Annotated in this window: 24 protein-coding genes; 12 read left to right on the top strand and 12 right to left on the bottom strand. The window is 50.5% G+C overall.

Annotation, left to right across the window (positions count from 1 at the left end; all coding sequences use genetic code 11):
* Positions 1-4 precede the first annotated feature (4 nt).
* Both METLU_RS0120970 and METLU_RS0120965 read left to right on the top strand, forming a co-directional pair.
* Positions 5-607, top strand: coding sequence for a hypothetical protein (locus tag METLU_RS0120970; RefSeq protein WP_027159937.1), 603 nt, complete (start codon positions 5-7; stop codon positions 605-607).
* Positions 608-620: 13 nt separating this feature from the next.
* Positions 621-2,177: an FAD-binding oxidoreductase gene (locus tag METLU_RS0120965; protein ID WP_027159936.1), complete on the top strand. Its 1,557-nt coding sequence runs from the start codon at positions 621-623 to the stop codon at positions 2,175-2,177.
* Between the two features lie 182 nt (positions 2,178-2,359).
* Here the strand turns inward: METLU_RS0120965 and METLU_RS0120960 are convergent, their stop codons facing one another.
* The gene (locus METLU_RS0120960) at positions 2,360-2,731 is read right to left on the bottom strand and encodes a cupin domain-containing protein (RefSeq protein WP_027159935.1); all 372 of its coding nucleotides are present in this window, start codon (positions 2,729-2,731) and stop codon (positions 2,360-2,362) included.
* A gap of 375 nt (positions 2,732-3,106) precedes the next feature.
* Positions 3,107-5,818, bottom strand: a complete 2,712-nt coding sequence (locus METLU_RS0120955; protein ID WP_027159934.1) for a hypothetical protein — start codon at positions 5,816-5,818, stop codon at positions 3,107-3,109.
* A gap of 970 nt (positions 5,819-6,788) precedes the next feature.
* Here METLU_RS0120955 and METLU_RS0120950 point away from each other — a divergent pair.
* On the top strand, positions 6,789-7,412 hold the full coding sequence (locus METLU_RS0120950; RefSeq protein WP_155920650.1) for a hypothetical protein: 624 nt from the start codon (positions 6,789-6,791) through the stop codon (positions 7,410-7,412).
* Between the two features lie 224 nt (positions 7,413-7,636).
* On the top strand, positions 7,637-8,701 hold the full coding sequence (locus tag METLU_RS0120945; protein WP_027159932.1) for a hypothetical protein: 1,065 nt from the start codon (positions 7,637-7,639) through the stop codon (positions 8,699-8,701).
* A gap of 153 nt (positions 8,702-8,854) precedes the next feature.
* Here the strand turns inward: METLU_RS0120945 and METLU_RS0120940 are convergent, their stop codons facing one another.
* The 3 genes from METLU_RS0120940 to METLU_RS0120930 all read right to left on the bottom strand — a co-directional run bounded on the left by METLU_RS0120940 (position 8,855) and on the right by METLU_RS0120930 (position 12,107).
* A complete protein-coding gene (locus METLU_RS0120940; RefSeq protein WP_027159931.1) occupies positions 8,855-9,919 on the bottom strand; it encodes a PD40 domain-containing protein in 1,065 nt (354 codons plus the stop codon).
* Positions 9,920-10,036: 117 nt separating this feature from the next.
* Positions 10,037-11,110, bottom strand: coding sequence for a class I SAM-dependent methyltransferase (locus tag METLU_RS0120935; protein WP_027159930.1), 1,074 nt, complete (start codon positions 11,108-11,110; stop codon positions 10,037-10,039).
* 202 nt (positions 11,111-11,312) lie between these two features.
* Positions 11,313-12,107 (bottom strand): class I SAM-dependent methyltransferase, encoded by a 795-nt coding sequence (locus METLU_RS0120930; protein ID WP_027159929.1) that lies wholly within the window; start codon positions 12,105-12,107, stop codon positions 11,313-11,315.
* Positions 12,108-12,290: 183 nt separating this feature from the next.
* Here METLU_RS0120930 and METLU_RS0120925 point away from each other — a divergent pair, with 183 nt between their 5' ends.
* A complete protein-coding gene (locus tag METLU_RS0120925) occupies positions 12,291-13,178 on the top strand; it encodes a LysR family transcriptional regulator (RefSeq protein WP_027159928.1) in 888 nt (295 codons plus the stop codon).
* 306 nt (positions 13,179-13,484) lie between these two features.
* Here the strand turns inward: METLU_RS0120925 and METLU_RS0120920 are convergent, their stop codons facing one another.
* On the bottom strand, positions 13,485-14,204 hold the full coding sequence (locus tag METLU_RS0120920) for an SIMPL domain-containing protein (protein ID WP_027159927.1): 720 nt from the start codon (positions 14,202-14,204) through the stop codon (positions 13,485-13,487).
* A gap of 359 nt (positions 14,205-14,563) precedes the next feature.
* On the opposite strand from METLU_RS0120920, the gene METLU_RS28480 reads away from it, so the two are divergent.
* The 4 genes from METLU_RS28480 (at position 14,564) to METLU_RS0120900 (ending at position 18,168) form a co-directional block, all read left to right on the top strand.
* Positions 14,564-14,806, top strand: coding sequence for a hypothetical protein (locus METLU_RS28480; RefSeq protein ID WP_027159926.1), 243 nt, complete (start codon positions 14,564-14,566; stop codon positions 14,804-14,806).
* Between the two features lie 535 nt (positions 14,807-15,341).
* Positions 15,342-16,856, top strand: coding sequence for an IS21 family transposase (gene istA / locus METLU_RS0120910; protein ID WP_027158284.1), 1,515 nt, complete (start codon positions 15,342-15,344; stop codon positions 16,854-16,856).
* Positions 16,846-17,595, top strand: a complete 750-nt coding sequence (gene istB / locus METLU_RS0120905; RefSeq protein ID WP_027157895.1) for an IS21-like element helper ATPase IstB — start codon at positions 16,846-16,848, stop codon at positions 17,593-17,595. The genes istA and istB overlap by 11 nt, the downstream gene beginning before the upstream one ends.
* A gap of 207 nt (positions 17,596-17,802) precedes the next feature.
* Positions 17,803-18,168, top strand: a complete 366-nt coding sequence (locus tag METLU_RS0120900) for a hypothetical protein (RefSeq protein WP_027159925.1) — start codon at positions 17,803-17,805, stop codon at positions 18,166-18,168.
* A 160-nt stretch (positions 18,169-18,328) separates the two neighbouring features.
* Here the strand turns inward: METLU_RS0120900 and METLU_RS0120895 are convergent, their stop codons facing one another.
* A complete protein-coding gene (locus METLU_RS0120895) occupies positions 18,329-18,877 on the bottom strand; it encodes an OsmC family protein (RefSeq protein WP_231383668.1) in 549 nt (182 codons plus the stop codon).
* 206 nt (positions 18,878-19,083) lie between these two features.
* Between METLU_RS0120895 and METLU_RS0120890 the strand changes: the two genes are divergently transcribed.
* A complete protein-coding gene (locus tag METLU_RS0120890) occupies positions 19,084-19,689 on the top strand; it encodes a DJ-1/PfpI family protein (protein ID WP_027159923.1) in 606 nt (201 codons plus the stop codon).
* 169 nt (positions 19,690-19,858) lie between these two features.
* On the opposite strand, the gene METLU_RS0120885 is transcribed toward METLU_RS0120890, so the two are convergent.
* The 5 genes from METLU_RS0120885 to METLU_RS28475 form a co-directional block, all read right to left on the bottom strand.
* The gene (locus METLU_RS0120885; RefSeq protein ID WP_196806576.1) at positions 19,859-20,170 is read right to left on the bottom strand and encodes a DUF962 domain-containing protein; all 312 of its coding nucleotides are present in this window, start codon (positions 20,168-20,170) and stop codon (positions 19,859-19,861) included.
* 206 nt (positions 20,171-20,376) lie between these two features.
* Positions 20,377-21,030 carry an acetoacetate decarboxylase family protein gene (locus tag METLU_RS0120880; RefSeq protein WP_027159921.1) on the bottom strand — a complete coding sequence of 218 codons (654 nt, stop codon included), beginning with the start codon at positions 21,028-21,030 and terminating at the stop codon, positions 20,377-20,379.
* A gap of 95 nt (positions 21,031-21,125) precedes the next feature.
* Entirely contained in the window at positions 21,126-21,317 is a 192-nt protein-coding gene (locus METLU_RS0120875; RefSeq protein WP_027159920.1) for a hypothetical protein, read from the bottom strand.
* A 5-nt stretch (positions 21,318-21,322) separates the two neighbouring features.
* A complete protein-coding gene (locus METLU_RS0120870; RefSeq protein WP_196806575.1) occupies positions 21,323-22,234 on the bottom strand; it encodes a transposase in 912 nt (303 codons plus the stop codon).
* Positions 22,197-22,376 carry a hypothetical protein gene (locus METLU_RS28475; RefSeq protein WP_196806518.1) on the bottom strand — a complete coding sequence of 60 codons (180 nt, stop codon included), beginning with the start codon at positions 22,374-22,376 and terminating at the stop codon, positions 22,197-22,199. Before METLU_RS28475 ends, METLU_RS0120870 begins: the two co-directional genes overlap by 38 nt.
* Positions 22,377-22,732: 356 nt before the next feature.
* On the opposite strand from METLU_RS28475, the gene METLU_RS0120865 reads away from it, so the two are divergent.
* Together METLU_RS0120865 and METLU_RS0120860 are read left to right on the top strand one after the other, a co-directional pair.
* The gene (locus METLU_RS0120865; RefSeq protein WP_027159918.1) at positions 22,733-23,299 is read left to right on the top strand and encodes a YceI family protein; all 567 of its coding nucleotides are present in this window, start codon (positions 22,733-22,735) and stop codon (positions 23,297-23,299) included.
* A 224-nt stretch (positions 23,300-23,523) separates the two neighbouring features.
* Positions 23,524-23,748: an AbrB/MazE/SpoVT family DNA-binding domain-containing protein gene (locus METLU_RS0120860; protein ID WP_027159917.1), complete on the top strand. Its 225-nt coding sequence runs from the start codon at positions 23,524-23,526 to the stop codon at positions 23,746-23,748.
* Positions 23,749-23,752 lie beyond the last annotated feature (4 nt).

The following is a 23,752-nucleotide window of genomic DNA, read 5'->3' as shown; positions in this document are numbered from 1 at the left end:
TGTCATGAATGTCTCGCGCCGTTTCATTCTCAAAGGTATCGCCCTGAGCGTTCTCGCCGGCATAACCATGGGACGCTGGGACCTGTCCCCGACCAATAACGCGGCCAGTGCCCAGGCCCAGCCGATACCACCCATCCTGGTGCTGGTCAGCGGCGAAGCCGAACAGTCGGCTTTCCTTCAGGGCATCGCTGCGGCATTGCCGGACAAGCACCTGCGAGTGCAACGCACGGATCTCGGCATGGGCTTCGTGCAGGATTTCACCCGGCTGCTGCGCTCCGGACCGCAGATCCGGATCATCGGTCTGGTCGATGATGCCAGTGCCGCGCTGATCGTCGAGCTGGCGCGTGCCTCGGACGCCCGTTTGCAGTGGCTGGGGTATCATTCGATCAGTGCCGGGCAATCCCGCCATCGCCTGCTCTACGGCAAGGCGTCTTCCGGACTGGCGGCCCGGCTGCGCAACGGCGCAGCCGACGACTTGCAGCCGTGGACCACGGCCCTCGGTTTCGCCCTTGCCTCGCCGGGCACCGCGCAGACCGGCATGGCACCGCTAGCCGCCGATCTGTCGCCTTTGACCGGGCATTTCGTTTCTTTCGCGATCGAAACTTGAAGGAGTCCAAGCAATGACCGACCCAACCCCTGCCATACTTCCGCGCGGAGTCGTGCAACAAGAGTTCCAGAAAGCCATCGAGAAATTCCGCAAACTGCTGGGCGCCGATAACGTCCTGGTCCAGGAAGAGCAACTCGCGCCTTACATGAAGATCATGATGCCTGTGGATGAATCCAAGCATGCGCCTTCCGCAGTCCTGATCGCCACCACGGTGGAACAGGTGCAGGGCGTCGTGGCGATCTGCAATGGCCACAGGATTCCGGTATGGACCGTATCCACCGGCCACAATCTCGGTTACGGATCCGCCGCCCCGCACCATCGCGGCCAGGTGATCCTGGACCTGAAGAAGATGAACAAGATCATCGATGTCGACCCGGATCTGTGCACCGCCCTGGTCGAGCCGGGCGTGACCTACCAGCAGCTGGTCGATTACATCAGGGAAAAAGGCTACAAGCTGTGGGTCGATCCGCCCGCGCCGTCCGCCATCGTCGGCCCGGTCGGCAATACACTGGACCGCGGCGTGGGCTATACGCCCTACGCCGAACATTTCCTGTTCCAGTGCGGCATGGAAGTGGTGCTGGCCAACGGCAAAGTGCTGCGCACGGCTATGGGCGGCGTTAAGGGTTCCAATACCTGGCAGGTGTTCAAGTGGGGTTACGGCCCGTACCTGGACGGCATCTTCACGCAGTCCAATTTCGGCATCGTGACCAAGATGGGCCTCTGGCTGATGCCGCAGCCGGATGTCTTCAAGCCGTTCGCGGTCAAGTACCAGAAGGACGAGGATATAGCGGACCTGGTGGAACTGTTTCGTCCGTTGAGCATCAACGGCATCATTCCCAACGGCGTGGTATTCGTCGGCACTCTTTACGAAGCCAGCGCCACTGTGCGCCGCTCCGATTACACCACGGACAAAGGCGCTACCTCGAAGGAAATCATCCAGCGCATCCGCGACGAGCGCAAGATCGGCGCCTGGACCGTCTATGGCGCGCTGTACGGCACTCAGGCGCATGTCGACATCAACTGGAAGATCGTCACCGAACTGGTTCAGAAATCCGGCAAGGGCGAGATCGTCACCGAGGAGCAGGCCGGCAGCGACCCGGCGTTCAAGTACCGCGCCGACCTCATGCGCGGCAACATGACCCTGACCGAGTTCGCTCTGTATAACTGGCGCGGCGGCGGTGGCTCCATGTGGTTCGCGCCGGTGAGCCAGGCCAGGGGCTCGGAGACTCTCAAACAGGTCGAGCTGGCGACCCAAATCCTCAACAAGCACGGTCTGGATTATGTCGGGGAATTCATCGTCACCCAGCGCGCCATGCACCATATTATCGATGTGCTCTACAACCGCACCGATGAGGAGGAGATGAAGCGCGCCTATGACTGCTTCGCCGAACTGCTGGGCGAGTTCGAAAAACACGGCTACGGCGTCTATCGGGTAAACTCTGCGTTCATGCATCGCGTCGCCGACAGCTTTGGCCCTGTGCAGCGCGAGATCAACAAGACCCTCAAGCGCGCGCTCGATCCAAACAATATCCTGGCGCCGGGCAAATCGGGTATCGACCTGGATACATAAGAAGCGAACCATGAGGATGGTTCTGTCGTATTAATTGGACAAGCGTGGATTCGGCCCCAGTAATTGAGCAGGAAATCGAAAGCGGCCGGATAGCCGGACAATACCGGCGGACCGGGTCAGCTTCGGCGGGGGGCATGCACCGGCATTGACTGGACGTCGTTCGGTCCATTCAAAACCTTGCATCATCTGGAATTTTCCAAATCCAGGTAAGATTCCGGCTTGAATCGCGGCGTACAAATCGCAAGAAAGACAAGATCGGTTTTGCCGGTATTCCTGATGCGTTGAGAAATGCCGGTTGGAATATACACGATATCAAGAGGGCGAACTGTTACGAACGGAGTGCCATCAATTTCCACTTCCGCCTCCCCTTCAAGAATGACATAGCGTTCCACCGTGCCGCGAACGGCATGCAGGCAGGTCGTAATGCCGGGTTCGACGCGGGCGCGGGCAATTGAACAGGTTTCGTCATCGGGCGTATTGAGCAGCTCGATGATGAAACATTTCTCGTCGGTGTAGAATTCGGTTTCGGGGTTGAAGCGAAACACCGTTTCCATAGTTAATTCCTTAAACTCAATAAAAAATCAGCAACTTATCAGGACATACCGACTGCCTGAAGCGTTGTCCAGACTGCGCTGCCAGAAGCCGCCGGCAATCTCCATTCTTGTGGCAAATTAAACTCTGATGTTACGCAGACAATTTGTCCATACGTCAAGCGTGTGCCTGTAGGGTCGAATTCACTTGTGCCCTATAGGGTATTCGACCCGAGACGCCCGCCCAAGCTTTCCAGAAAGCGGTATGGCTCTTGTTGAGTGCGAATGAATTCGCACCTACGCGAGCATTTGGCCGCTTTCGGTAAAGAAGACTCAAGAGCTGTAGTGCTCGGGAGCGGCAAACGGCATAAAAAAGCTGCCCAAGCGTAACATCAGTTATCAGTTGGTATACACCAATCCTGTTTTAACCAGACCGGCAAGGTTGATGTTGGTGGCGTTCAATTCCAGCTCAGCAGCCATGACGCCGAGGGATGCCTGGGTATGTTGTCCGGAGGCGATGGTCCCGATCCAGTGGTTAAGCTCTGCCTGGGATGGCTGGCTGCCGACGAGGTTTCGATACAGCAGCCTGACTTCAGCGGCATTGGAAAAGCCGGCGCCGAGCTTCGTATTCAGAGCGAGCATCATGAGTTCCTCATAGCTCATGCCGTCATCAAGCAGCTGCAGGCCGATACGGGCATATTCAGCGTTGGCCACCGCATTCTTGCCAAACACGGCGCCAAGAATTCTGGCGACTTTGCCGGCATTGCCGTCGATGTCAAGCGCAAGCGACTGATCTGAGAACCGTAGCCGTTCCACGCTCATAAGGTGGTCAATGCTCGTGTTATCGCCAATCTTAGCAGCAGGGCCGTTGAGACTGATCATGTACTGGTCATGCGCATCGCCGTAAATAACGGTATCTATGCCTGAAAGACCGTCGATAATGTCATTTTCGGCACTTTCAGACAGGACATCAGGGCCTGCCGTGCCAAGGATCATGTCATTCTTATTTGAGGCGCTTAAGAAGATTAAGCCGGTTTTTTCCAGACCAGCAAGGTTGATGTTAGTGGCGTTCAATTCCAGTTCGGCCACCAGGACACCGAGGGATGCCTGGGTATATTGGCCGGAGGCGATGATCCCGGTCCAGTAGTCCAGATCCGCCTGGGATGGCTGACTGCCGGTGAGGTTTCGATAAAACAGCCTGACTTCATCGGCGTCGGAAAAGCCGGCGCCGAGTTTCGTATCCAACGCCAACTGCATGAGTTCTTCATAGCTCATGCCGTCATCAAGCAGCTGCAAGCCGATACCGGTATAGAAAACATTTGCCACCGCATCCTTGCCAAACACGGCGCCAAGGATTCTGGCGACCTTGCCGGCATTACCGTTGAGGTCAAGCGCAAGCGACTGGTCGGAGAACTCTAGCCGTTCAACGCCCGTAAGCGTATCAATGCCCATGCCATTATCTCCGACCGTGGCGACAGCGCCGTTAAGGCTGACCGTGTATTGCCCATGCGCATCGTTGTAAACGACCGTGTCTATGCCCGCAAGACCTTCGATGATGTCATTTCCGTCATTTCCGGTCAATGTATCCGGATTTGCCGTGCCAACAATAATGTTGCTATCTGTAGGGCTTATGAAATTTAGACCTGTTTCCGCCAGACCGGCGAGGTTGATATTGGTGGCGTTCGATTCCAGTTCGGCTTCCAGGACGCCGAAAGATGCCTGGGTATATCGTCCGGAAGCGATAGTTGCGGTCCAGTGGATCAGATTCGCCTTGGATGGCTGACTGCCGACGATGTTCTGATACAGCAGTTTGATTTCATCGGCATCGGAAAAACCGATGCCGAGCTTCTCATTCAAGGCCCGCATCATGAGATCCTCATAGCTCATGCCCTTATCGAGCAGCGCCAGGTAGGTGCCGGCATATTCGGCGTTGGCCACTGCGTCCTTGCCAAACACGGCGCCAAGAATTCTGGCGACCTTGCCGGCGTTGCCGTCGATATCAAAGGCGATTGACTTGTCGGAAAACTGTAGCCGCTCCACACCTTCGAGCATGTCAACACCAGCGCCGGCAGTGGTATCGCTAACCGCAATGTGACGAATTATGTCCGTACTTATAAGAGTACTCCTGACATAGGGGCGGTTGCTATTGATCTTGTACTGATCGCTCGCATTGCCATAAACAACCGTATCGATACCTGGTCCACCTATCAAAAAGCCATTTTCAGCGCCGCCGCCGACCAGTGCGTCATTGCCGTCGGTTCCGGCAAAAAACCTGGGAGTACCTGGCGACGGTGCATTGGTATGAGAGGTGCTTATAACCGAATCTGCCAAAAGATCATCCTTTTTGTCATGGATCATCTCGTCAATCAACGCGGTATCCGTAGTGCCAAAGTAATTGTCAGCGGCTGAAATCGCCGCGTGGCTGGAATCTTCATAACGATTTTCTAAAGAAAGGGCCAGGTTCGTATTGAGAAAGCTGTTGTTCTCAACAACCGTTGCGCCGCTATCGCTAGCCCAGTTCTCAACCGCAGTGGTAAGCAGTTCGGCGAAAACGTTGTTTTTGATATAGACCGATACGTTATTATTTGTGCCGACATGGATGCCTCCGGCTACGTAGAAGACATTCCGCTCAATGTGGGCATCCGCTATGGGATACCCGAGGCCCACGGAAGGCCAATAGTTGGTGTAGTTGACTATTGAATCTGTCAAGGTAATGGAACCATGGTAATCTGGCGCCCTGACAAACAGGGAAGAATTTGCACCTATGATATAGGCATAGGCAATATTGACACGCCCGTCATTTATGGCATCAGGATCATTATTCGTTATGGTGATAGAGACACCTCTAAGATCCACTAAAGCATCAGGCCTGCCTACCACATTGAGCGTGCCAAATACCTGGATATCCCCCCTTTCAACCTCGGCGCCTCCTTCAATCGTCAGCGTGGCCCCGTTTGCAATTTGAACTGACTGGTCACGCAGGTCGGGCACTTCACCCGCATGCCATGTCGTATCCGTTGAAATGATCAGATTGGAGGCAGCCGCATCAGCGCTGGTTAAGGCTGCAAAGATGATAGCCAGATTTCGTATTTTAAAGCTCGCCTGTCTCATAGCGAATATTTCCTTATTATTAGGGAGGGTAATGTTTTTCAGGAAGGCAACTTCCTTGAAATTTTTTTAATTATTATGTTTTTACATCATGAGCAGCCAATCAGGCATCTCCCTAAAAGTCTGGAGCTTCTGTTTCTATAAACGGCTTAAATCATCATGATTTGGGGCCGATATTTTACACAATCTCTCAAACTCAGCTGATAAAAATACCAGTACCTTTTGTACTTGGTTTTTTAATAAGGGATGACAGACCCAAAACAGTTTCGGGATACACTGGTTGCTTCAATCTTGAAGGGGTAGACCCAACACGCGTGTCACCAGTCGTCATTTTGAACTTATCGATTGGTCGCTGGCGACCTCTATGTGTAGGACTGAACTATGTGTAGTTGCACCGCCACATTGCGGCTCGTTCCTTGTGCGACAAGGCATTGTGCTGATAGTGTCTACGCATAGTTTCCTTGCCTAAAGGAAAACTGTATTAGTGCCTCATTGAGTGGGTAATAGCGGCCTATGTTCCTGGAGCCTTACCGGTGCCTTGTCCTTTATCACCAAGTCGGCCATTGACTAAATGTCGGAAGGAATAATTCACTACTATCTCCTGAAATGTGTGTGGATTTTCACTTCAGGACACCAGCAAAACTATGTTAAGTAAATAAACTTCCCTCTTCCCTGTAGGCCAGTGAAATACCGCTTCGCAGCAAGCAGCCAATTGTGTACTACACATAGTTCAATCCTACACATAGGGGTCGCTATGTTAAGCTTAACATAGCGACCTTAATTGGTCTTTTATCACAATTGTTTGAGAGACTGGTTATTATCGATAACAGGCAATCGATAAGATAAGAAGAAACTATATCATCCGAACGAGAAGATATACCGTTAGCGTTTTGATGGCACGCTGAATTTATTGCCCAGAATGAAGTAATCACGGATGATATACAGAAAACTATTTAATTATTTGTTAGCGATTATGAAACGCGTTACCGAATCATCGTTAGAAAAGCATCTTGAGGCCGTCCGGCTTTCTCGGAGCGACCTTGAACATATTGAGAGCCTCATTCGCAAAGTGGCTCCCTCGGTCACCTACCGATATGCCGATTTTGAATTTGAAAGCATTGAAGAGCTTGCATCTCGCAGCCCCAATATCATCGATAGCCTTGAGGTAAAGGCGGCTGAGCCGTACCTTTTGGTGAAGTTTGATAAGCAATCAGTTTTTATCTACACCTCATCTAAAAATCTGGAGGCCCGAGGTGTTTATGCAGAATTGAGAGAGTTTCTTGAAGATCATTGCCTTCGTTCTGTTGGTATTCGAAAGGTTATTCTGAACAACTTTGGAGTCTTGGGCATCTTCGTAGGAACACTCGCCCTGATAGAGCGGCACTTCACTGAGGCGGCTATGGCGATAGCTATTGCGCCAATTACCCTGGCAGTGAATCTATTTGGTTCGAGTCGATCGCAGATAGCAATGTCTAATCAACCGCAAGGATTTTTGTCGCGTAATCGAGACAGCCTGCTTACGGGAATCATATCGTCCGCGCTTGTGTCTTTCGCTATTGCCGTCATTCAGCTGGCTTTCTTTGATGCAAAGGTCTAATCCATCCATCCACGGATGCTTCACTATGAAGCCGCGCAGAACTCATAGGGCGGAATAGTGTAGCGTATTCCGCCGCATGTTAGCTTTCATTCGGCGCATTACGCTGTCGCTAATGCGCCCTACGCGGGCTTAGCTACTGTCTGAGCTAGCCGAAGACGGAAAGCCTGCGGCGCTTTGACTAAAAATAATTGGTATATATTAACATTCATAAGAACATATCAAGTATGAATCTAAATACTGTATTTGTAATTGGAGCCGGTGCTAGTAAGGAAGCTAACCTACCAACAGGTTATGAACTCAAAAAAGAAATATCAAAGATTCTTGATATACGCTATGACGATTTTGGACATCGGCTAGATAGCGGGGACTATAAGATAATCGGTGCTCTTGATGTACTTGCTCGCCAACCTAATAACCGTAAAGGAGATATTAGTCCATATCTTTGCCACGCTTGGCATATTAGAGATGCATTACCGCAAGCTATCTCAATTGATAACTTTATTGATGCGCATCGGGATAACGACAAAATTGCCCTATGTGGGAAATTGGCTATTGTGCGATCAATATTAGCGGCCGAGAAAAAAAGTCTTCTTTATTTCAAACAGGAAAGATCTGAGTCAAATATAAACTTTAGCGCTCTAGAAAACACTTGGTATATACCATTTTTCCAGTTACTTACCGAGAATTGTACAAAAGACGATCTTAAGGAAAGGTTTAAAACTATTACTTTGATCATTTTTAATTACGATCGCTGCATAGAGCATTTTCTTTTTTGTGCATTACAAAACTATTACAAAATATCTGAACCTGAAGCAGCTGAACTCGTTAGAAGCATTAATATTTATCATCCATATGGTAATGTTGGAACTCTACCTATGGATAATAGAGGAGATGGAATGATGTTTGGCGAGTCTCCTAGTGCTGAAAATTTGTTAAGGCTAGCTCAGAAAATAAAAACCTTTACCGAAGGCACTGACCCAGAATCAAGCGAAATTACAGCAATCAGAAAACGGATGACTATGGCTACTAGATTAGTTTTTATGGGATTCGCTTTTCATAAATTGAATATGCAGTTGATTGCTCCTGGTTATACTGATGATCATGGAATACTAAATATCAGGTGCTTCGCAACAACATTGGGGATCTCATATAGCGACAGAGAAGTCATAATGCATCAAATAAATGATTTATATTCAAATGCATCAAATCATGTGTCGATTTCAACACTGATGACAGACGGATATTGTGGTGAATTCTTAAAAGAATACTGGCGAAGCCTATCTTTCTAAAGCTCATATTCACTTAATACGTCTAATACGCATCTCAAAAAGAGCTCATAGCTCATAGGGCGGAATAGCGTAGCGTATTCCGCCGCATGTTAGCTTTCATTCGGCGCATTACGCTATCGCTAATGCGCCCTACGCGGACTTTGAACGGTGTAACTAATTGGTGCTAAAGATTTTTGCCTTAATTTTGGCCATTAGGTTTGGCGGTGGTCCGATGGGGTCGAAGTTTTTCAGCAAAGGCACATCGTCTTTGTTGACCCATAGCACATCCATGTTATAGGAGCCTTGCGGCCCCCAGCCGCCGAAGAATTTCTTGCCGTCCGGCGAGAACGACCAGCACATGTCTTCACCGGCGGTATTGATGGTGTCGCCAAGGTTCAACGGCTCTTGCCATTCGCCTTGGGGATTCCGATGCGAAATCCATTCGTCGTGGCCGCCGCGCGAACCCATGTCGGGGCGGGTGCTGGTAATGATCAAGCTTTTGCCGTCCTTGGACAGCCCGGTCCAATGCAAATGATCGCGGTATGGCGAGTTGATGCGTGAGCCTAAGCTTTGCGGTTTCTGCCAGCTGCCGTTTTTCTTTTCGACCTTCCAAATGTCGCTGTCCTGAGTTACGCCCGGTTGCTGGTAACTAAAATAAATCAGACTATCCGAGGCAATGATCGGGCAATGTTCCTCGCCGGTCGGCGTGTTGAGGTGCGGCAGTTCGGGTATGTCATTCCAACTCTTGGCCGCTTGCCAGAGGCCGTTGATTTTCTGCACCACGTACAGATCGCCGGTCGACAGATTGCCCGGTTGGTAGCGGGTGAAATAAATGGCGTTGCCGTCGTCCGAAAGGCTCGGTTCCAGCTCCCAGGCTTCGGTGTTGATGTTCGGGCCTACCTTGGGATCAATGCCCGGCCCGAGATGAATCGGCGTTTGCCAAGCGCCGTTGACGCTGTGCGCCATCCAGATGTCGAAACTGTAGGGATTACCTGGAGATTCGATGCTGCCCGGACGTGTGGAAACGAACAATATGGTTTTGCCGTCGGCACTATAGGTCATTTCGAATTCCGCGGCGTCCGAGTTGATCGGCGCGCCGATGCTTCTGGCTAACGACGGCGCTTTGGCGTCCGCAGCGGACGGCATGTCCATGCCGGGCATCGCGTTAGAAGCACCGTGCGCCAGCATGAGCACTAGCGCCACAGAACAAGGTTTTAGAATAGGGAAGTTCTCTTTCATACACCATCTCTTCTTTTAAAAGGATAATACTTTACTTTTGTTAAATTAACGCAACAGAGCCGGCAGCCTTCCTGCGATAAACCTTATGGATTTTCGATCCCGAGCTGTCCCGGACAGCTAAACTTTTGCCTCAAGCACTAAATTAGTGGGCGTCGTCGCAGCACGCCTTACCTGGCTGAAGCCGCCGGCATTGAGCACTTCGGTAAGCCTCTTTTGGCCGGCCTGGGCGCCTAGGCCAAGGCCGACTTCCTGTGACTTGGAAGCGGGTACGCAGACCATCGTGGAAAAAGCATAGTAAATCTGGCCTAAAGGATGGATGTTTTCTTCCAGACTGTCGCCGGCAAAAGGTTCGACCAGCATAAATGTCCCGCTGCCGGACAAAGTACTCGCAATATGCTTGGCTGCGCCGACGGGATCGCCCATGTCGTGCAGCGCATCGAACATCGTGACAAGATCGTAGTTTTTCCCGGGATATTCTTTTGCCGTCACGACTTCGAAAATCGTATTGCCTGCGACGCCTTCGGCTCGAGCCCGCTCCCGCGCGTGTTCAATCGATGGTGCGTGAAAATCAAAGCCATGAAAGGTCGAATTAGGGAATGCCTTAGCCATGAGGATCGTCGAAGATCCGTGCCCGCAGCCAATGTCGGCAACCTTGGCGCCGGCCTCGAGCTTTTCCCGGACGCCATCGAGCGCCGGCAGCCATGAATCGATCAGATTCATCGCATACATTGGCCGGAAGAAGCGTTCGGTACCGCAGAACAAACAAGGACTATGATCGCTCCAGGGCAACCCTTTACCGGAGCGGAAAACTTCAGTCAGTTTGGGTTCATCGATATAAGCAGACATGACTGCCTGGAAGAAGCCTTGCATGCAGGCCGGATGACCTTCGGCAGCAAAAACGACGGCTTGCTCGGGCGATAATGAAAATCTGCCGGCCGCTGAATCGTAATTCACATACCCTGCCGCCGCATTGGCGGAAAGCCACTCCCGAAGATAGCGTTCATCCATGCCGGTGCTGTCGGCCAGTTCCTGGCTGGTTGCAGGACTGATCTCAGCCAAAGCGCTGTACAGGTCAAGTTTGTCGCCTATATAGGCTATCAGCAAGCCTAATGAGCCGGCTACATCACCAATCACTTTGCCCTGCAACTGCTCCAGCTTGCTCTCATTAATATCTGTTAAGTGTATTGCCATCTCTTGTGCCTTCTATTGGTAAGATCATTGCAGGAAACCTTTGGGTAATAATGGAATTGCGGGGGCTGTCGCAAAGTTCAAATGTCTATTGATAATTGCTTATCTGGCAAAGCCATAAATTGCTGATAAGCCGGCATTCTTTCTTCTGCCCGCAGCCCCTTTCGAATCCGATGCACCGCTTCGATCCCATCTAGATTTGAACTTAGGGTTTCTCTGTTTCGAACAGTATCGCTTGCATCGGATAACGCATCGGGCTGGAACCGAACTCTCTCTTGAAGGCGTCGGCCAATTGCTTGACGATTTCCTCGGGATCGACACCGCCACGGTCGCGGATTTCAAAAATCACCGGCGTGTAAACCAAAGCTCGCGCAAACGCCGTCACATCGAGAATATCGTAGACGTGACGCTGAACGGAAATGACCACCGGATCGAAGCCGATCTGAATCAGCTGTTCCTTGAGCGGATCGATTTGGTGGCAGGACACCGGGTCGAATAGAAACCGGGGGGTGTCTGACGGAAAGTATTGTTTGAGGACTTCGAAGCTCAAACTGGCAAACGGGTTATAGCGTTCCGAATCCCAAACGCGGAACAAGTAACGCCCGCCGGGCTTCAAGGTTCTGTACACCTCGCGAAAGCCTTTATCGCGGTCGAAAAACATGATGCCGAATTGGCAGACCACGGCATCGAAGGCTTCGTCATCGAACGGCAGCGCGGTAGCGTCGGCGTTCTGGAATGTGACTTGTTCCTCGGGAAGAAACTTTGAGCGAGCGACATCCATCATGGAGTCGCTGATGTCGATCGCGGTCAGGCGGGCCTCTTTAGAAAGCAAACTGCGTAGATGCCGAGTCACGATGCCGGTGCCGGCGGCAATTTCCAGCACATCCATCGGCGATTGTTCCGCGACGCGTCTTGCGGTATCGGCACCATAATGCTCGAATAGTACCGGCCCAAGATCACGATCATACGGAATAACGACATCATCAACATAGCCCGCCATAATAATTTTCCTCGATTAAATCTGAACGCAAACGCGACCATCAGCCTCAATAAATGATTGAAAGTAGCGCGGAATGGGGTGGCATTTCCCGGTTTCTTTGAACCAATATAAACATTGTATCGCATGTGGTTAATGATTAAAATGCATAACCAATGTCAAAATTAGCATAAGGTATTTGCAAATATGCATAATCTAAATTGGGACGATCTCCGTTATTTCATCGAAGTCGTTCGTTCAGGAAACGTCACGGAAGCAGGCTCACGGCTCGGCGTTAATCAATCGACAGTGAGCCGTCGAATCGCTCAACTGGAAAGCCAATTGGGGAAAGCCCTGTTCGACCGCACCGCGAAAGGCTGGGTAATTACGCCTGTTGGGGAAAAGATCGTCATGCTTGCCGAAGATATGGCGCACAAAGCCAATGCCATTCATCGAAAAATCGAGAGTGACTCCGAGGACGTTTCGGGGTTAATCAAAGTTACGGTTTCCGATGTTTGCTCCAAGCGTTTTGTGATGCCGGTAATCCGCGATTTCAAACGAGACCATCCCGATGTCGATTTTGAGCTGATCGCTGCCGAAGAAGTCCTGAATCTGGCAGGACGGGAGGCCGACATTGCGATTCAAGCCATTATAGAACCGCCGCCGAATGTGGTGGGCAAACGTATCTGCAGGCTCGCGTGTCATGTCTATGGCCACCCGGAATTATTGAAAAACCTCTCGCCGGAAACACCGCCCTGTATCACCTGGATAGGCGACGGAGTCACCATGCCTTGTTGGATCAAAAAAAACTTTCCCAAACTCAAGCGGGCATACCGGACGAATTCCAGCGTGGCGATGTTTGAAATGTGCAGAGAAGGCCTGGGATTGGCTTTACTGCCCTGTTCCCTGGCTGATGAGGCGAATGAGTTAGTACGTTTTCCTGTGGAACATGTCGAATCCGGGTATGACGTCTGGGTTCTCAGCCATGTCGATCTACGTACAATTGCGAGAGTTCGTATCTTTCGAGATCGCATGGTCGAATTTCTGATTAAAGAAACTGACTTACTGGAAGGTCGAAAGCCAAGGAAAATTTAGGAGCACGTGAACCCGTATGGGCGATTCTATCTCGACATGATCACGCGACTGGCACTGCTATAACCAGTGACTGCTTTGAAATGGCAACTATTAACATACTTCTATTATACCATAGACATATAATGCTCAAAGCATTCATCCGTACAGCTCCGGAAAGACCCCTTCTCCACATACCCCCGCTTCGCTTAAGCAATCTATCAAATTGGGGGTTATTACTAGTCATTCTGCTACCGGATCATAGCTTATCCGGTACTGCTAACCTTCACTGGTTGCAGGGATGCGCCTGCAAGGCTGTTGCCAAGCGCTCTAATCGGATAAGTAATATTCGACGGTGGACACTACTCGAATTTTCTTGATATGCGGATTGTTTTTATCTCGTGGGTCTATGGAAAACTGGCCCTGAGACGCCTGTTTTATTTTTCCCAGTTTGCTATTTGAGTCTTCGGCAAATTTTAAGGCGACCTCTCTCGCTTTCGTTGTGGCCTCCTGGATCATTTCCGGCTTGATTTTATTTAAGCTAGTGAACAGATATTCAGTCTGATTTTGATAGTCCTCGCCTTTAAAAGCGATTCCACGTTTGCCTAATTCAGATAGTTCATTCATTGCCTTTCGGACTGTAGGGACATTCGATGAGTAAACTGTGACCGTTTGGATAGCCACATATCTGAATTCGGCCTTCTGGCCGTTGGTATATTCCTGCGCTGACTTGTCGGTAATCGAAGGTAAAGAATGTGATATTTCGGCTGCCGCAATGCCCTTGGAAACCAAAAACGCTTCGATGCTCTTTTTGCCGGCTTCAATAGAGTTATATAGCGCGCCGAGGTCATTGCCGCTCTCGGTGAAAACGATGGGCCAAATCACTATATCTGCTGGCAGTTCTCGCTCGGATAGCCCTTTAACGGTAACGCTCCGCTCGTATTCCTTGAAGTCGATAGCGGCCCTGCCAAGGAGATATCCAAGCGCAGTCAGTCCGAGAAAGATCGAGATACCCAAGATCAGGGCGTTTGCTTTATTTGTCTGGTTCATTTTTCAGCTCATTCTACTTAACAGGTTAAGATACAGGTCGGCATAGTCAGGAGAGTACAAAAAACTTATTTCGATTGTCAAAACAGCGATATACATTACCCTCTCACATTTGTCGTTTTGCACAAGGCAACTGATCAGGGCAGTAATCATTTCAATGTAGCGATTCACGTTTTTTCACCACGCCAACCCCTCTCGCATCCATGTGGTTTCCCCTGTCTGGCTTCATATGTCTGTCACAAAAAAAGAGTATTTTTAAGCCTCTTAAGACTATTTTTTTAAGAATCTAGATGGGAAATAGCCCAAACCCTATCTAGCTGACAAATCAGGGATATCTGATTCAGCCTGAGGTCGTTATAGCTATGAATAAGTTTAAAATTGATAATAATACCGAGTACTTAGCGGAAGATTTTATTGGAGGCTATTTGATTAATCCTTTTTTTCTTGACGGATTGGTCCCCGATTCACCCTTTATTATTCGCACCCAACATAAAGTCTCAGTGCACCGCTTAATTAATGGCTGCCTTAGATGCTGGGGAATTTTTGATACGCTCGATGAAGCTCTAAACTGCGCCAGATATGAGCCTGTATGGCATTACATCTGATCGCTGACATTTGATGTCATTAGCGAGGCCTCGAACAAAAGACGCAGTAACTTTTGATATAAATTTAATGAATTTTTTAGACATAAATAATGTCTATCAAAAAGTGATAAGTTAAAACACTTGTCACGTTAGTAGTTATCATTGATCTCTCAAGCCCCTTAATCAGGGGCTTTTTTTTGTCTTTCGTTTATCCATTATTGCAGGATAAACGAAAGACAAAAAATTCAGTACCAAGAGAGCGCAGCGTAACATCCGATAAAAAGCCGGTTGACTCTTGCCCTTTTATGTTTAGCAACCAGACAGAGTTTTACGGTCAGGAAAAAATCGATTGAAAGATGAGATTGAACCTGAGCGATAATTACGGAATATACATATGAAGGCGGGTAATTTTTAATGCATTCATCATAGCTATACCTTTTAATTGTTAAAAAGCGTGCAAAACTTTCCAGGGCCCTGGGGAAAAGAGCGTTGAAAAGTTTCCACCCCAGGTTATTTAATGACCGGTTTTTGACCGGAGCATCCTGGAGTGTTAGAAATGGACCTTATTGCCGAACTCAGACGGCGTCATCATGTAGGTAAAGAAAGCATCAGTTCTCTGGCGAAGACCTTTAAGCTCTCCCGCCCCACCATCCGCAAGCATCTCAAGACGCTTGAAGCGCCGGTTTATCAGCGCCAACATCAGCCTTATCCCAAGCTGGGCTCATTCCATGACCAACTGGACACCTGGTTGGAGCAGGAAGCGGTTTTGCCGCGTAAACAGAGACGGACTGCCCGCCGACTGTATGAGTGTCTCCAGGTTGAGGGGTACCGCGGCTCTTATACGGCCGTACAACGCCATGTAAGGCGTTGGAAGAAACAGCAAGTCAGCAGTCCCGCCGTCAAACAAGCCTTTGTACCGTTAGCCTTTCCGGCGGGCGAGACCTGCCAGTTTGATTGGAGCCAGGAAACCGTCGAGCTCGGCGGTGTGACGCAGACCATTAAAGTGGCTCACTTTCGCCTGGCCTACAGCCGGCAGATGTTCGTGGTCGCCTATCCGCGAGAAACCCAGGAGATGGTGCTGGATGCACACCGCCAGGCGTTCGCTTACTTCGGTGGCGTACCAAAACGCATGATCTACGATAATCTGAAGGCTGTTGTTGACGCGATCTTTGTCGGCAAGGAGCGTCGCTTTAATCGCCGTTTTCTGGCCTTGGCCAATCACTATCTGTTTGAGCCGGTGGCCTGCACGCCGGCATCGGGCTGGGAAAAAGGCCAAGTGGAAAATCAGGTGGGTAATATCCGGGAGTGGCTGTTTACGCCCTTGGCCAAATTCGCCGATTTTACCAGCCTGAATGCCTGGCTGGCGCTACGCTGTCGGGAATTGGCGGGACGGCCCCATCCCGAACAACCTTCACGCACTATCGCCGATTGCTTTGCCGAAGAACAGCCGCTGTTAATGCCAGTCAAGGCCAGCTTTGATGGCTACGTGGAAGAGGTACGGCGGGTCTCACAGTTGTGCCTGATACGTATTGACCGTAATCGCTACAGCGTGCCGGCCCAATGGGCTAATGCGGTGGTGTCAGTGCGCTTAACGGCCGATCGTGTGCGCCTGGTGGCCGAAGGTCAGGTCATTGCCGAACATATCCGTCGTTTTGGCCGTGATCAGCTGGTCTGTGATCCCTGGCATTACCTGCCGGTATTAGAGAAAAAGCCGGGAGCACTGCGGCATGGTGCGCCGTTTCAGGCCTGGGATCTGCCGGCACCGGTTAAAGTGGTCCGGGACCGCATTCTCAAACAAGACCAAGGTGATCGCGCGTTTGTCGATCTGTTGCTGATGGCCAGGTCATTAGGCGATGATGGCCTGGAGACACTGGAAGTGGCGTGCGACCTGACCTTGCAAACCGGGATCATCAGCGCCGCGATTGTGCTCAATGAAATGCGCCGGTTAACTGATGCAGCTAGGCCTAAACCGTTGACTGACACATCGCCATCCACGCCGACATTGGCCCTGGAGCCGGTAGCTGATTGCAGCCGCTACGATACCTTGCGGAGTTCACGCCATGTCCATTGATCGTGCAATGCGCCTAAAGGATCTTCATCTCTATGGCATGGCTGCGGCCTGGAGCGAGTGGCAAGCCGAATACAGTGGTCAGCAAAAGCCCGTCATGCCGGAAGTTTGGCTGGATCGCCTGATTGAAGCGGAACAGGCTGACCGACAGGCCCGCAGCCTAAGTTATCAGCTTAAAGCCGCGCGCTTTCCTCATCACCGTGATCTGATGAGCTTTGATTGGCAGGAAACGCCTTTGGAGCAAGCGCGGATTGAGCAGTTGGCAACGGCCGGCTTCATGGAGCAGGTCACCAACCTGATACTGGTGGGCGGAACCGGCACCGGTAAAACCCATCTGGCGACCGCCCTGGGCGTAGCAGCCATTCACCAGGGCAAACGCGTGCGTTTTTACAACGCTGTCGATCTGGTCAATCAACTGGACAAGGAAAAGCAGTTGGGCAAGGCCGGCACTCTGGCCAAGCGGTTAACGCATAGTGATGCAGTCATTCTCGATGAACTGGGCTATCTGCCGTTCCCGGCATCGGGTGGCGCTTTGCTGTTTCATCTGATCAGTCAGCTGTACGAGAAAACCTCGCTGATCATCACCACTAATCTGAACTTCGCCGAATGGGTGCAGGTGTTCGGTGATGCCAAGATGACCACGGCCCTGTTGGATCGAATTACTCATCACTGCGATATTCTGGAAACAGGTAATGATTCCTATCGGTTCAAGCAGCGAAAAAAGGCGGCTGAAGGCCGATAACCCTACAACACGACTGGAAACTTTTCGACGCTCTTTACTGGAAAATTTTCAACGCTCTTTGACACCCTTTTAATAGACCGCCCCTTCATCGAGGCTTTTTTTGCCTTTCACTGATCCCTGCCGGCCTGTTTGTGTCCAGCGGATCAGTTTGAGCCAATGACGGCAATAAGGGGAATAACCGTATCTGAAAACTCAGGTAGGTGCATAATGCCTAAACAAATATTCAATTTTGACGATGATACCAGTTATATCGCCGATGATTTTATTAATGGATGCCTGATTAATCCGTTACTGCCTGACGGATTTAATACTGTAGCTATTTCGAAGCGAGATCAGGAACATCTGAAGCATTGGTATGGGCTGTCCTTTGTTATTCATGATGAACACGTGTATTCAGTTCATTGCCTGGACGGTAAAGCCTGGGATAGATCTATTTGCTGGGGAGTTTTCCGTACTCTCGATGACGCCCTTAATTGCGCGCAAGATGGCCCTTCCTGGCGTAATAGGTTTCGTGATTTAGCTCAGGGAAACGAAACCGCATGGCAAGGCTTTAGGGGGTTACTGCACATCTAGGTCTCGTTTGCTCTGTCGTTTTGCTTACTTGAACAGCACTCAAGACTTTGAAGAACTCCAGCATCCGAACGATGAAATCATGTTTTTACAGATCATGTTGGCTTAGTTCTGCCTGACTGCAAAACTTGACTCTTTCGATATAGACGTGCCGGAGCCGACGCTAGGCGAACTCAACGGACAGTGTAATCGTTGTCCCAGCGAGCGCCTGGCTGACCGGGCAGTTTTTCTTGGCTTCTTCGGCCGCCGCGGCGAAACCCTGTTCGTCCAGGCCGGGCACCTCGCCCTGGACCGTGAGGTGAATGCCAGTGATGCCCTCACCCGGCTGGAAAGTGACCTCGGCCTTGGCCTCCAGTCTTGTCGGCGGCGTACCTGCCCCCGCCAGTCCGTGGGATAGCGCCATGCAAAAGCAGCTGGAATGGGCGGCAGCGATCAGCTCTTCGGGACTGGTCTTGCCATTCGCCTGCTCTGCGCGGGACGGCCAGGAGACCGGGTACTGCCCGATGCCGGACGAATCAAAGGAGATTACGCCGCTGCCTTTGAGCAGCTCTCCCTCCCAGACGGTATGTGCGATGCGAGTTGTGGCCATATTGAATTCTCCCAGGCAATGAATAATGAGCTTGGAGTTTAACGCCAGTTTTTGCGAAATTTTTGACGCGATGAGGTTTGGAAAGGTTCCGTTGCTGGGCGAATAGCCGCGGTTATGGGCCAAAAACGGACAGTCATTGCCATGATGCACAAGGATTTTTATTAATTTATCGGGATGGAAGCCATGCCATATTGATTTGGCTCCCCATGTCCTGTTGACATACCTCGACTCAATCAGAACAATTACTTAAGGGGATTTATGAAGCATAGACAACCCGTTAGATTTTTTATAAGGCAGTCAATGTCGTATACATTACAGCGGGCATCCATATGACCACAGCCGTTGCCATCTATGTATTCACGGACATGGAGGTCTTGGATTTCGCCGGACCATATGAGGTCTTCACAACGGCCTCGCGTGTCTTCAAACGGTGCAATCCACACGCACCTGACCCTTTTCATGTCTTCACAGTTGCTCGGGAGGCAAGCACTGTCCGCGCGAGGGCGGGCCTTGTAGTGACTCCGGACTATACATTTGCGACCTGCCCACCCATGGATCTGCTGCTAATTCCAGGCGGTGTCGTCACGGCCGAACTTGCAACACCAGCGGTAACAGCATGGATATCGCGAGTCGCTGCTGAGGTACAGTTGACGGCATCTGTCTGCACCGGTTCGTTCCTTCTTGCACAAGCGGGCCTCCTTGAAGCCAAACCGGCGACTACCCATTGGGAAGATATCGCAGACATGCGAACAATGTTTCCAGGACTCACTGTCCTGGAGAAGCGCCGCTGGGTGGATGCCGGGCCAGTCGTCACGTCAGCCGGGATCTCTGCGGGAATTGACATGAGTCTCCACCTTGTCGATCGGCTCATGGGCCGGGAGCTTGCGGTCAATACAGCACGACAAATGGACTTCGATTGGCATGAAGACGCCTGACCCCTCGTTCAAGCCAACTCCCTACGGCATTCGTCGGCACAGACCCTAATTTCCGATGTTGATGCTATCCCGCGAATCAACGGCTGCTGATATGACACAGCCCGGCTGTTATGCGGCGTTTGCGAAAGACCATATTCGACACAACCCTGACGCACAGCCGCGCATTCTCCTAAAATCGAATCTTGCCGGTCAGCATTTCCCACCACATACGCCAGTCGCCGAGAAAGCTGAGCCAGGGATACACGAAGGTGGCAGGCTTGTTGTGCTCAAAGAAGAAATGTCCGGCCCAGGCAAAGGCGTAGCCTTGTACAAAGGCCACCGCAACCAGCCACCATATCGGGGTCAAGAAAGCAGTAATGAGCAACACCAGGGCTATGGATGTGCCAACGAAGTGCAACCGGCGGGAAATCCGGTTGGAATGCTCGTTAAGGTAGAACGGATAAAACTCTTTAAACGTACGGTAAATCTTTGTTTCATTCACGGCGATACCTTTAATTTGACGCTGGCGTATAACCGCTTTGCAAAATCAGCAAATCGGTGTTGATACGCCTGTTATGCGACATTCTTTTTTGCGCCGTCAATCATTTACACGATTTTTTCTTCAACTTCGGTCGCTGTTTGAAGTAGCGCTTCTTCCTGAGATAGTGCGGACAGGTCTAATAAGACCGCCAGGTCTTCCGCCTATTGTCATGCTTGCGGAAGTACCGTGGCATGGCCGATGATTTGCGGCGCATGCGCCACAAACGTCATGTCGTCATAGTGGCAGGTACGCACTGCGCCAGCCAAGCCGAGCGCCGCAAAAGGACTCTCGCATGGGATATTCAGGCTCCCCTTGCCGAACCCTAGCCGGGCGGTAAAGGTGCCCTTGAACCGGAGCAGGTCCTTGCCCCGCATACTGAGCGCCGGCAGGAAAAGAGGTTGGCGCCATAATCGCCGGTGATGGGCGTAGTGCAGGTTACAGAGCACTTGCTCGCCCTGGCGAACCGACACATGGTTCTCTTCGCCCATCTGCCAGGTAAACTGCGCGAGTTCTTTTGGAAGTCCCCAGATTTCGCGACCGCCGGCCATTGAATCGGGATGGTCGACGTAGATATGGGAGATCCAGAAACCCACGTTTTTCCTGTAACGCGCCAGGGCGGGAACGACAATCAATTCGTTGTAGGAGAGGACAGACTCGGGCGCATAGGAGGCCAGATACACCACGCCCAGGGTATTGCCTGGAAGCACCGAGACGATGTCCAGATCAGGCGGGACGAAAGCACGTGCCTGCGCTGTGTCCACGAACTGCAAAGTCTGAACGGCAAATCCTTTCAGCGTCCATGGAGCAGATGGATAGCTCATGAGTCATGCCGCCTGATGATAACTGGCTTCACTCGTTCTCTCCTATTCATTGTGTCTTTATTAATTATTAAGTCATTCCAATAGTTCGAACACTTTTACGCAGCAATCGTCCCATAATCACTGAATTCGTCAAATAGTTGGGCTATTTTTTCGCACTCTCCGCTCAGGCCTAACTTGTCGAAAAGGCGTAACATCAAGTATTGATTGAATTTTTTACGTTTCCAGGAAGCAATGGAAATCACCGTTTCCTGCGTCGTCTGTTTTTGACGTCGATCTTCAAGCTTCAAGAGATTCAGCGCCGCAATGACGCATTGGTATGCATCTGTATCGCTTCTTTACAGCGGGCTTGGCAATCCATGAGCCCGGTATATTGTTTGGCATCACGAAACAAAAATTCGATTTGAAAACGCGCTTTATAGTAGTGAAGGATTGTGACAGGATCCAGAGCCGCATCCGTTGAGAACAGAAGCGCATGGCCTTCTTTGACTTTTTGCCTGCTATGAAGCAAGACAACCCGGAGGTTTCGCTTAAAGCGTTTGCAATAGACCACCTGGCTGTACAGGTCGACACCGCCCTCCAGTGTGAGGTGATAGCCAAAACGCGCTTTCTCGGACACGATGTCGACTTTTCCGTCGTATTTTTTCGGGCGTCCACAGCCTTTATAGTCGCCTGGGTAAAGCCAGTACAAATCCGCATCAATCCGCAGTTTACCGACCAAATCAAACGCTTGTTCGCAAACCGCATCAATAAATTTCACCTTGCTGTAATAGCTGTCGGCGGCCAGATAGCGTATTGAAGCCTTTTTCAACGCCGGGGCAACCTCGCGAAAATGCCGGGCATAGAGGTCCACCCGGCTCTGTTCTTCAACATCCACGGTTTGTCGGGCATCAATGGCATAGGCGGTATTGGCATTCAAATCAACGAGTGAAATAAGCGAAATCTCCAAGCCTTTTTCAGCTTTGCCTGCCTGGCTATGGTAAAAGTACCCCAAACCCTCTGTGTGCTTCCCGCTTTTTTTCATAAAACTGGCATCAATGGCGGCTATCCGTTCGTGAGCTTCGGGCAATTCATGAGCAAGTAATCGGGCATTGAAGTGAGTAAAATCAAAGGCTCGACGGGACCAACGCGAAAAACGTTTTTCATGCATTTCGCTGTAGCGGCTTAGGTTACGAAACGTCGCCTTGCCTTGAAACAATCTCAACACTGAAAACAACCCCATCAGAAATAGTCTTTGCGGCTTTTTGACGCTGGACATTGAGGTTAAAACTGAGTTTACTATCTCTTCCATGAGCTGATTTCTGGGGTTGTTCGATGTCGGAAACCGTATTATCCCAGAGTTTGCTCATGGTTCTACTCCATTAAAACTGTCCGAAGTATTGTCATTCAGGACTTACGCAAAAATGTGGGGGCGACTTCAGTCGCCTTTTGTGCCTGATTGGGCGCTGCCAACAGTAAGCGCTTTAGGCGAAGTCGCCTACACGGATTTTAAAACAACTTTATTCTTTTTGATCGCCTCATTCCCTGGCCGGACTGATCAGGCGTTTTCTGGAAAGCAATTGAGTCGCTGCTTTTCATCCGACCGCTAGTGATAAAACCATCAAGCGGATAGAAGCTAAGTTATAATTTTTCCTCATTCCGTATTTTCCCTATATCTTCCATGACATTATTCTCACCGGAATAACTCCAAATAAGGAACCGCACCATGAAACGCGTGACATTTTTTACTCTGGCTGCAGCCATTTCAAGCACCGCTCTTGCCGCACCGGAAACTTACATCATCGATGACGCTCATACCTATCCGCGCTTTTCTTACAATCATCTCGGCTATTCAACGCAGTTGAGCCGCTTTAACAAGACCTCCGGCAGCATCGTCATCGATCGCGAGGCGAAAACGGGCTCTGTCAACGTCATCATCGATACCCGTTCCGTCGATACCGGCCACTCGCTGTTCGATGAGCACATACAGGGCGCGGAATTTCTGGATACCGCCAGGTATCCAACCGCCAGCTTTATCTCCAGTAAAGTCAATTTCGAGGGAGGTAAAGTCTCGTCGGTCGATGGCACACTCACTCTCAAGGGGATCAGCAAGCCGGTTACGCTGACGGTGACCTCCTTCCAGTGCATGCTGCATCCGATGCGGAAGAAGGATGCTTGCGGCGCCGATGCGACAGCAGTCGTTAAGCGCACTGACTTCAATATGGGCAAATATGCGCCACAAGTCGGTGATGATGTGACCATCACGATCTCGGTCGAAGCCGTCAAGGAATAATTTTTCGGCTAAAGCTGGTCCAGGGCCGAAGCTATCGAGTGCAATTTCCTAATGTCAGAATGAATGTTGTTTTCGACGCGGAGTTCTTTGAAACCGAACACGTGGTATAGCTTACCGAAACCAATACTCACTCTGCTAACGCAGCAGAACCTTTTATTTCTATAGAGAATTATCTATTTTTCCATTAACGTTATTGCATACGTAATAACAAACGGAATCAGACTATGCTGAAACTTAAATTGGCAACAGTTGGCAATTCCGTAGGCGTCGTATTGCCTAAAGAGGCATTGGACAAATTGCACCTTGAAAAAGGCGACAGGGTATTCCTGACCGAATCCTCGGAAGGTTTTCGGCTGACGCCCTATGATATGGAATTTGAGAAACAAATGACTATGGCGCGAAAGATCATGAATAAACGACGTGACGTTCTGCACGAACTGGCGAAATAATGGG

It is taken from the genome of Methylobacter luteus IMV-B-3098 (assembly GCF_000427625.1).
Classification (GTDB): Bacteria; Pseudomonadota; Gammaproteobacteria; order Methylococcales; family Methylomonadaceae; genus Methylobacter; species Methylobacter luteus.
This window is presented reverse-complemented; position numbering and strand designations above follow the sequence as displayed.

What these genes read in the sequence shown, in the direction of transcription:
- METLU_RS0120965 (WP_027159936.1), top strand. Translation starts at nt 621, where the DNA reads ATGACCGACCCAACCCCTGCCATACTTCCGCGCGGAGTCGTGCAACAA.
- METLU_RS0120970 (WP_027159937.1), top strand. Translation starts at nt 5, where the DNA reads ATGAATGTCTCGCGCCGTTTCATTCTCAAAGGTATCGCCCTGAGCGTT.
- METLU_RS0120900 (WP_027159925.1), top strand. Translation starts at nt 17,803, where the DNA reads ATGCCTAAACAAATATTCAATTTTGACGATGATACCAGTTATATCGCC.
- istB (WP_027157895.1), top strand. Translation starts at nt 16,846, where the DNA reads ATGTCCATTGATCGTGCAATGCGCCTAAAGGATCTTCATCTCTATGGC.
- METLU_RS0120880 (WP_027159921.1), bottom strand. Translation starts at nt 21,030, where the DNA reads ATGAGCTATCCATCTGCTCCATGGACGCTGAAAGGATTTGCCGTTCAG.
- METLU_RS0120920 (WP_027159927.1), bottom strand. Translation starts at nt 14,204, where the DNA reads ATGAACCAGACAAATAAAGCAAACGCCCTGATCTTGGGTATCTCGATC.
- METLU_RS0120960 (WP_027159935.1), bottom strand. Translation starts at nt 2,731, where the DNA reads ATGGAAACGGTGTTTCGCTTCAACCCCGAAACCGAATTCTACACCGAC.
- METLU_RS0120930 (WP_027159929.1), bottom strand. Translation starts at nt 12,107, where the DNA reads ATGGCGGGCTATGTTGATGATGTCGTTATTCCGTATGATCGTGATCTT.
- METLU_RS0120865 (WP_027159918.1), top strand. Translation starts at nt 22,733, where the DNA reads ATGAAACGCGTGACATTTTTTACTCTGGCTGCAGCCATTTCAAGCACC.
- METLU_RS0120925 (WP_027159928.1), top strand. Translation starts at nt 12,291, where the DNA reads ATGCATAATCTAAATTGGGACGATCTCCGTTATTTCATCGAAGTCGTT.
- METLU_RS0120955 (WP_027159934.1), bottom strand. Translation starts at nt 5,818, where the DNA reads ATGAGACAGGCGAGCTTTAAAATACGAAATCTGGCTATCATCTTTGCA.
- METLU_RS0120950 (WP_155920650.1), top strand. Translation starts at nt 6,789, where the DNA reads ATGAAACGCGTTACCGAATCATCGTTAGAAAAGCATCTTGAGGCCGTC.
- METLU_RS0120890 (WP_027159923.1), top strand. Translation starts at nt 19,084, where the DNA reads ATGACCACAGCCGTTGCCATCTATGTATTCACGGACATGGAGGTCTTG.
- METLU_RS0120935 (WP_027159930.1), bottom strand. Translation starts at nt 11,110, where the DNA reads ATGGCAATACACTTAACAGATATTAATGAGAGCAAGCTGGAGCAGTTG.
- METLU_RS28475 (WP_196806518.1), bottom strand. Translation starts at nt 22,376, where the DNA reads ATGAGCAAACTCTGGGATAATACGGTTTCCGACATCGAACAACCCCAG.
- METLU_RS0120945 (WP_027159932.1), top strand. Translation starts at nt 7,637, where the DNA reads ATGAATCTAAATACTGTATTTGTAATTGGAGCCGGTGCTAGTAAGGAA.
- METLU_RS0120940 (WP_027159931.1), bottom strand. Translation starts at nt 9,919, where the DNA reads ATGAAAGAGAACTTCCCTATTCTAAAACCTTGTTCTGTGGCGCTAGTG.
- METLU_RS28480 (WP_027159926.1), top strand. Translation starts at nt 14,564, where the DNA reads ATGAATAAGTTTAAAATTGATAATAATACCGAGTACTTAGCGGAAGAT.
- istA (WP_027158284.1), top strand. Translation starts at nt 15,342, where the DNA reads ATGGACCTTATTGCCGAACTCAGACGGCGTCATCATGTAGGTAAAGAA.
- METLU_RS0120860 (WP_027159917.1), top strand. Translation starts at nt 23,524, where the DNA reads ATGCTGAAACTTAAATTGGCAACAGTTGGCAATTCCGTAGGCGTCGTA.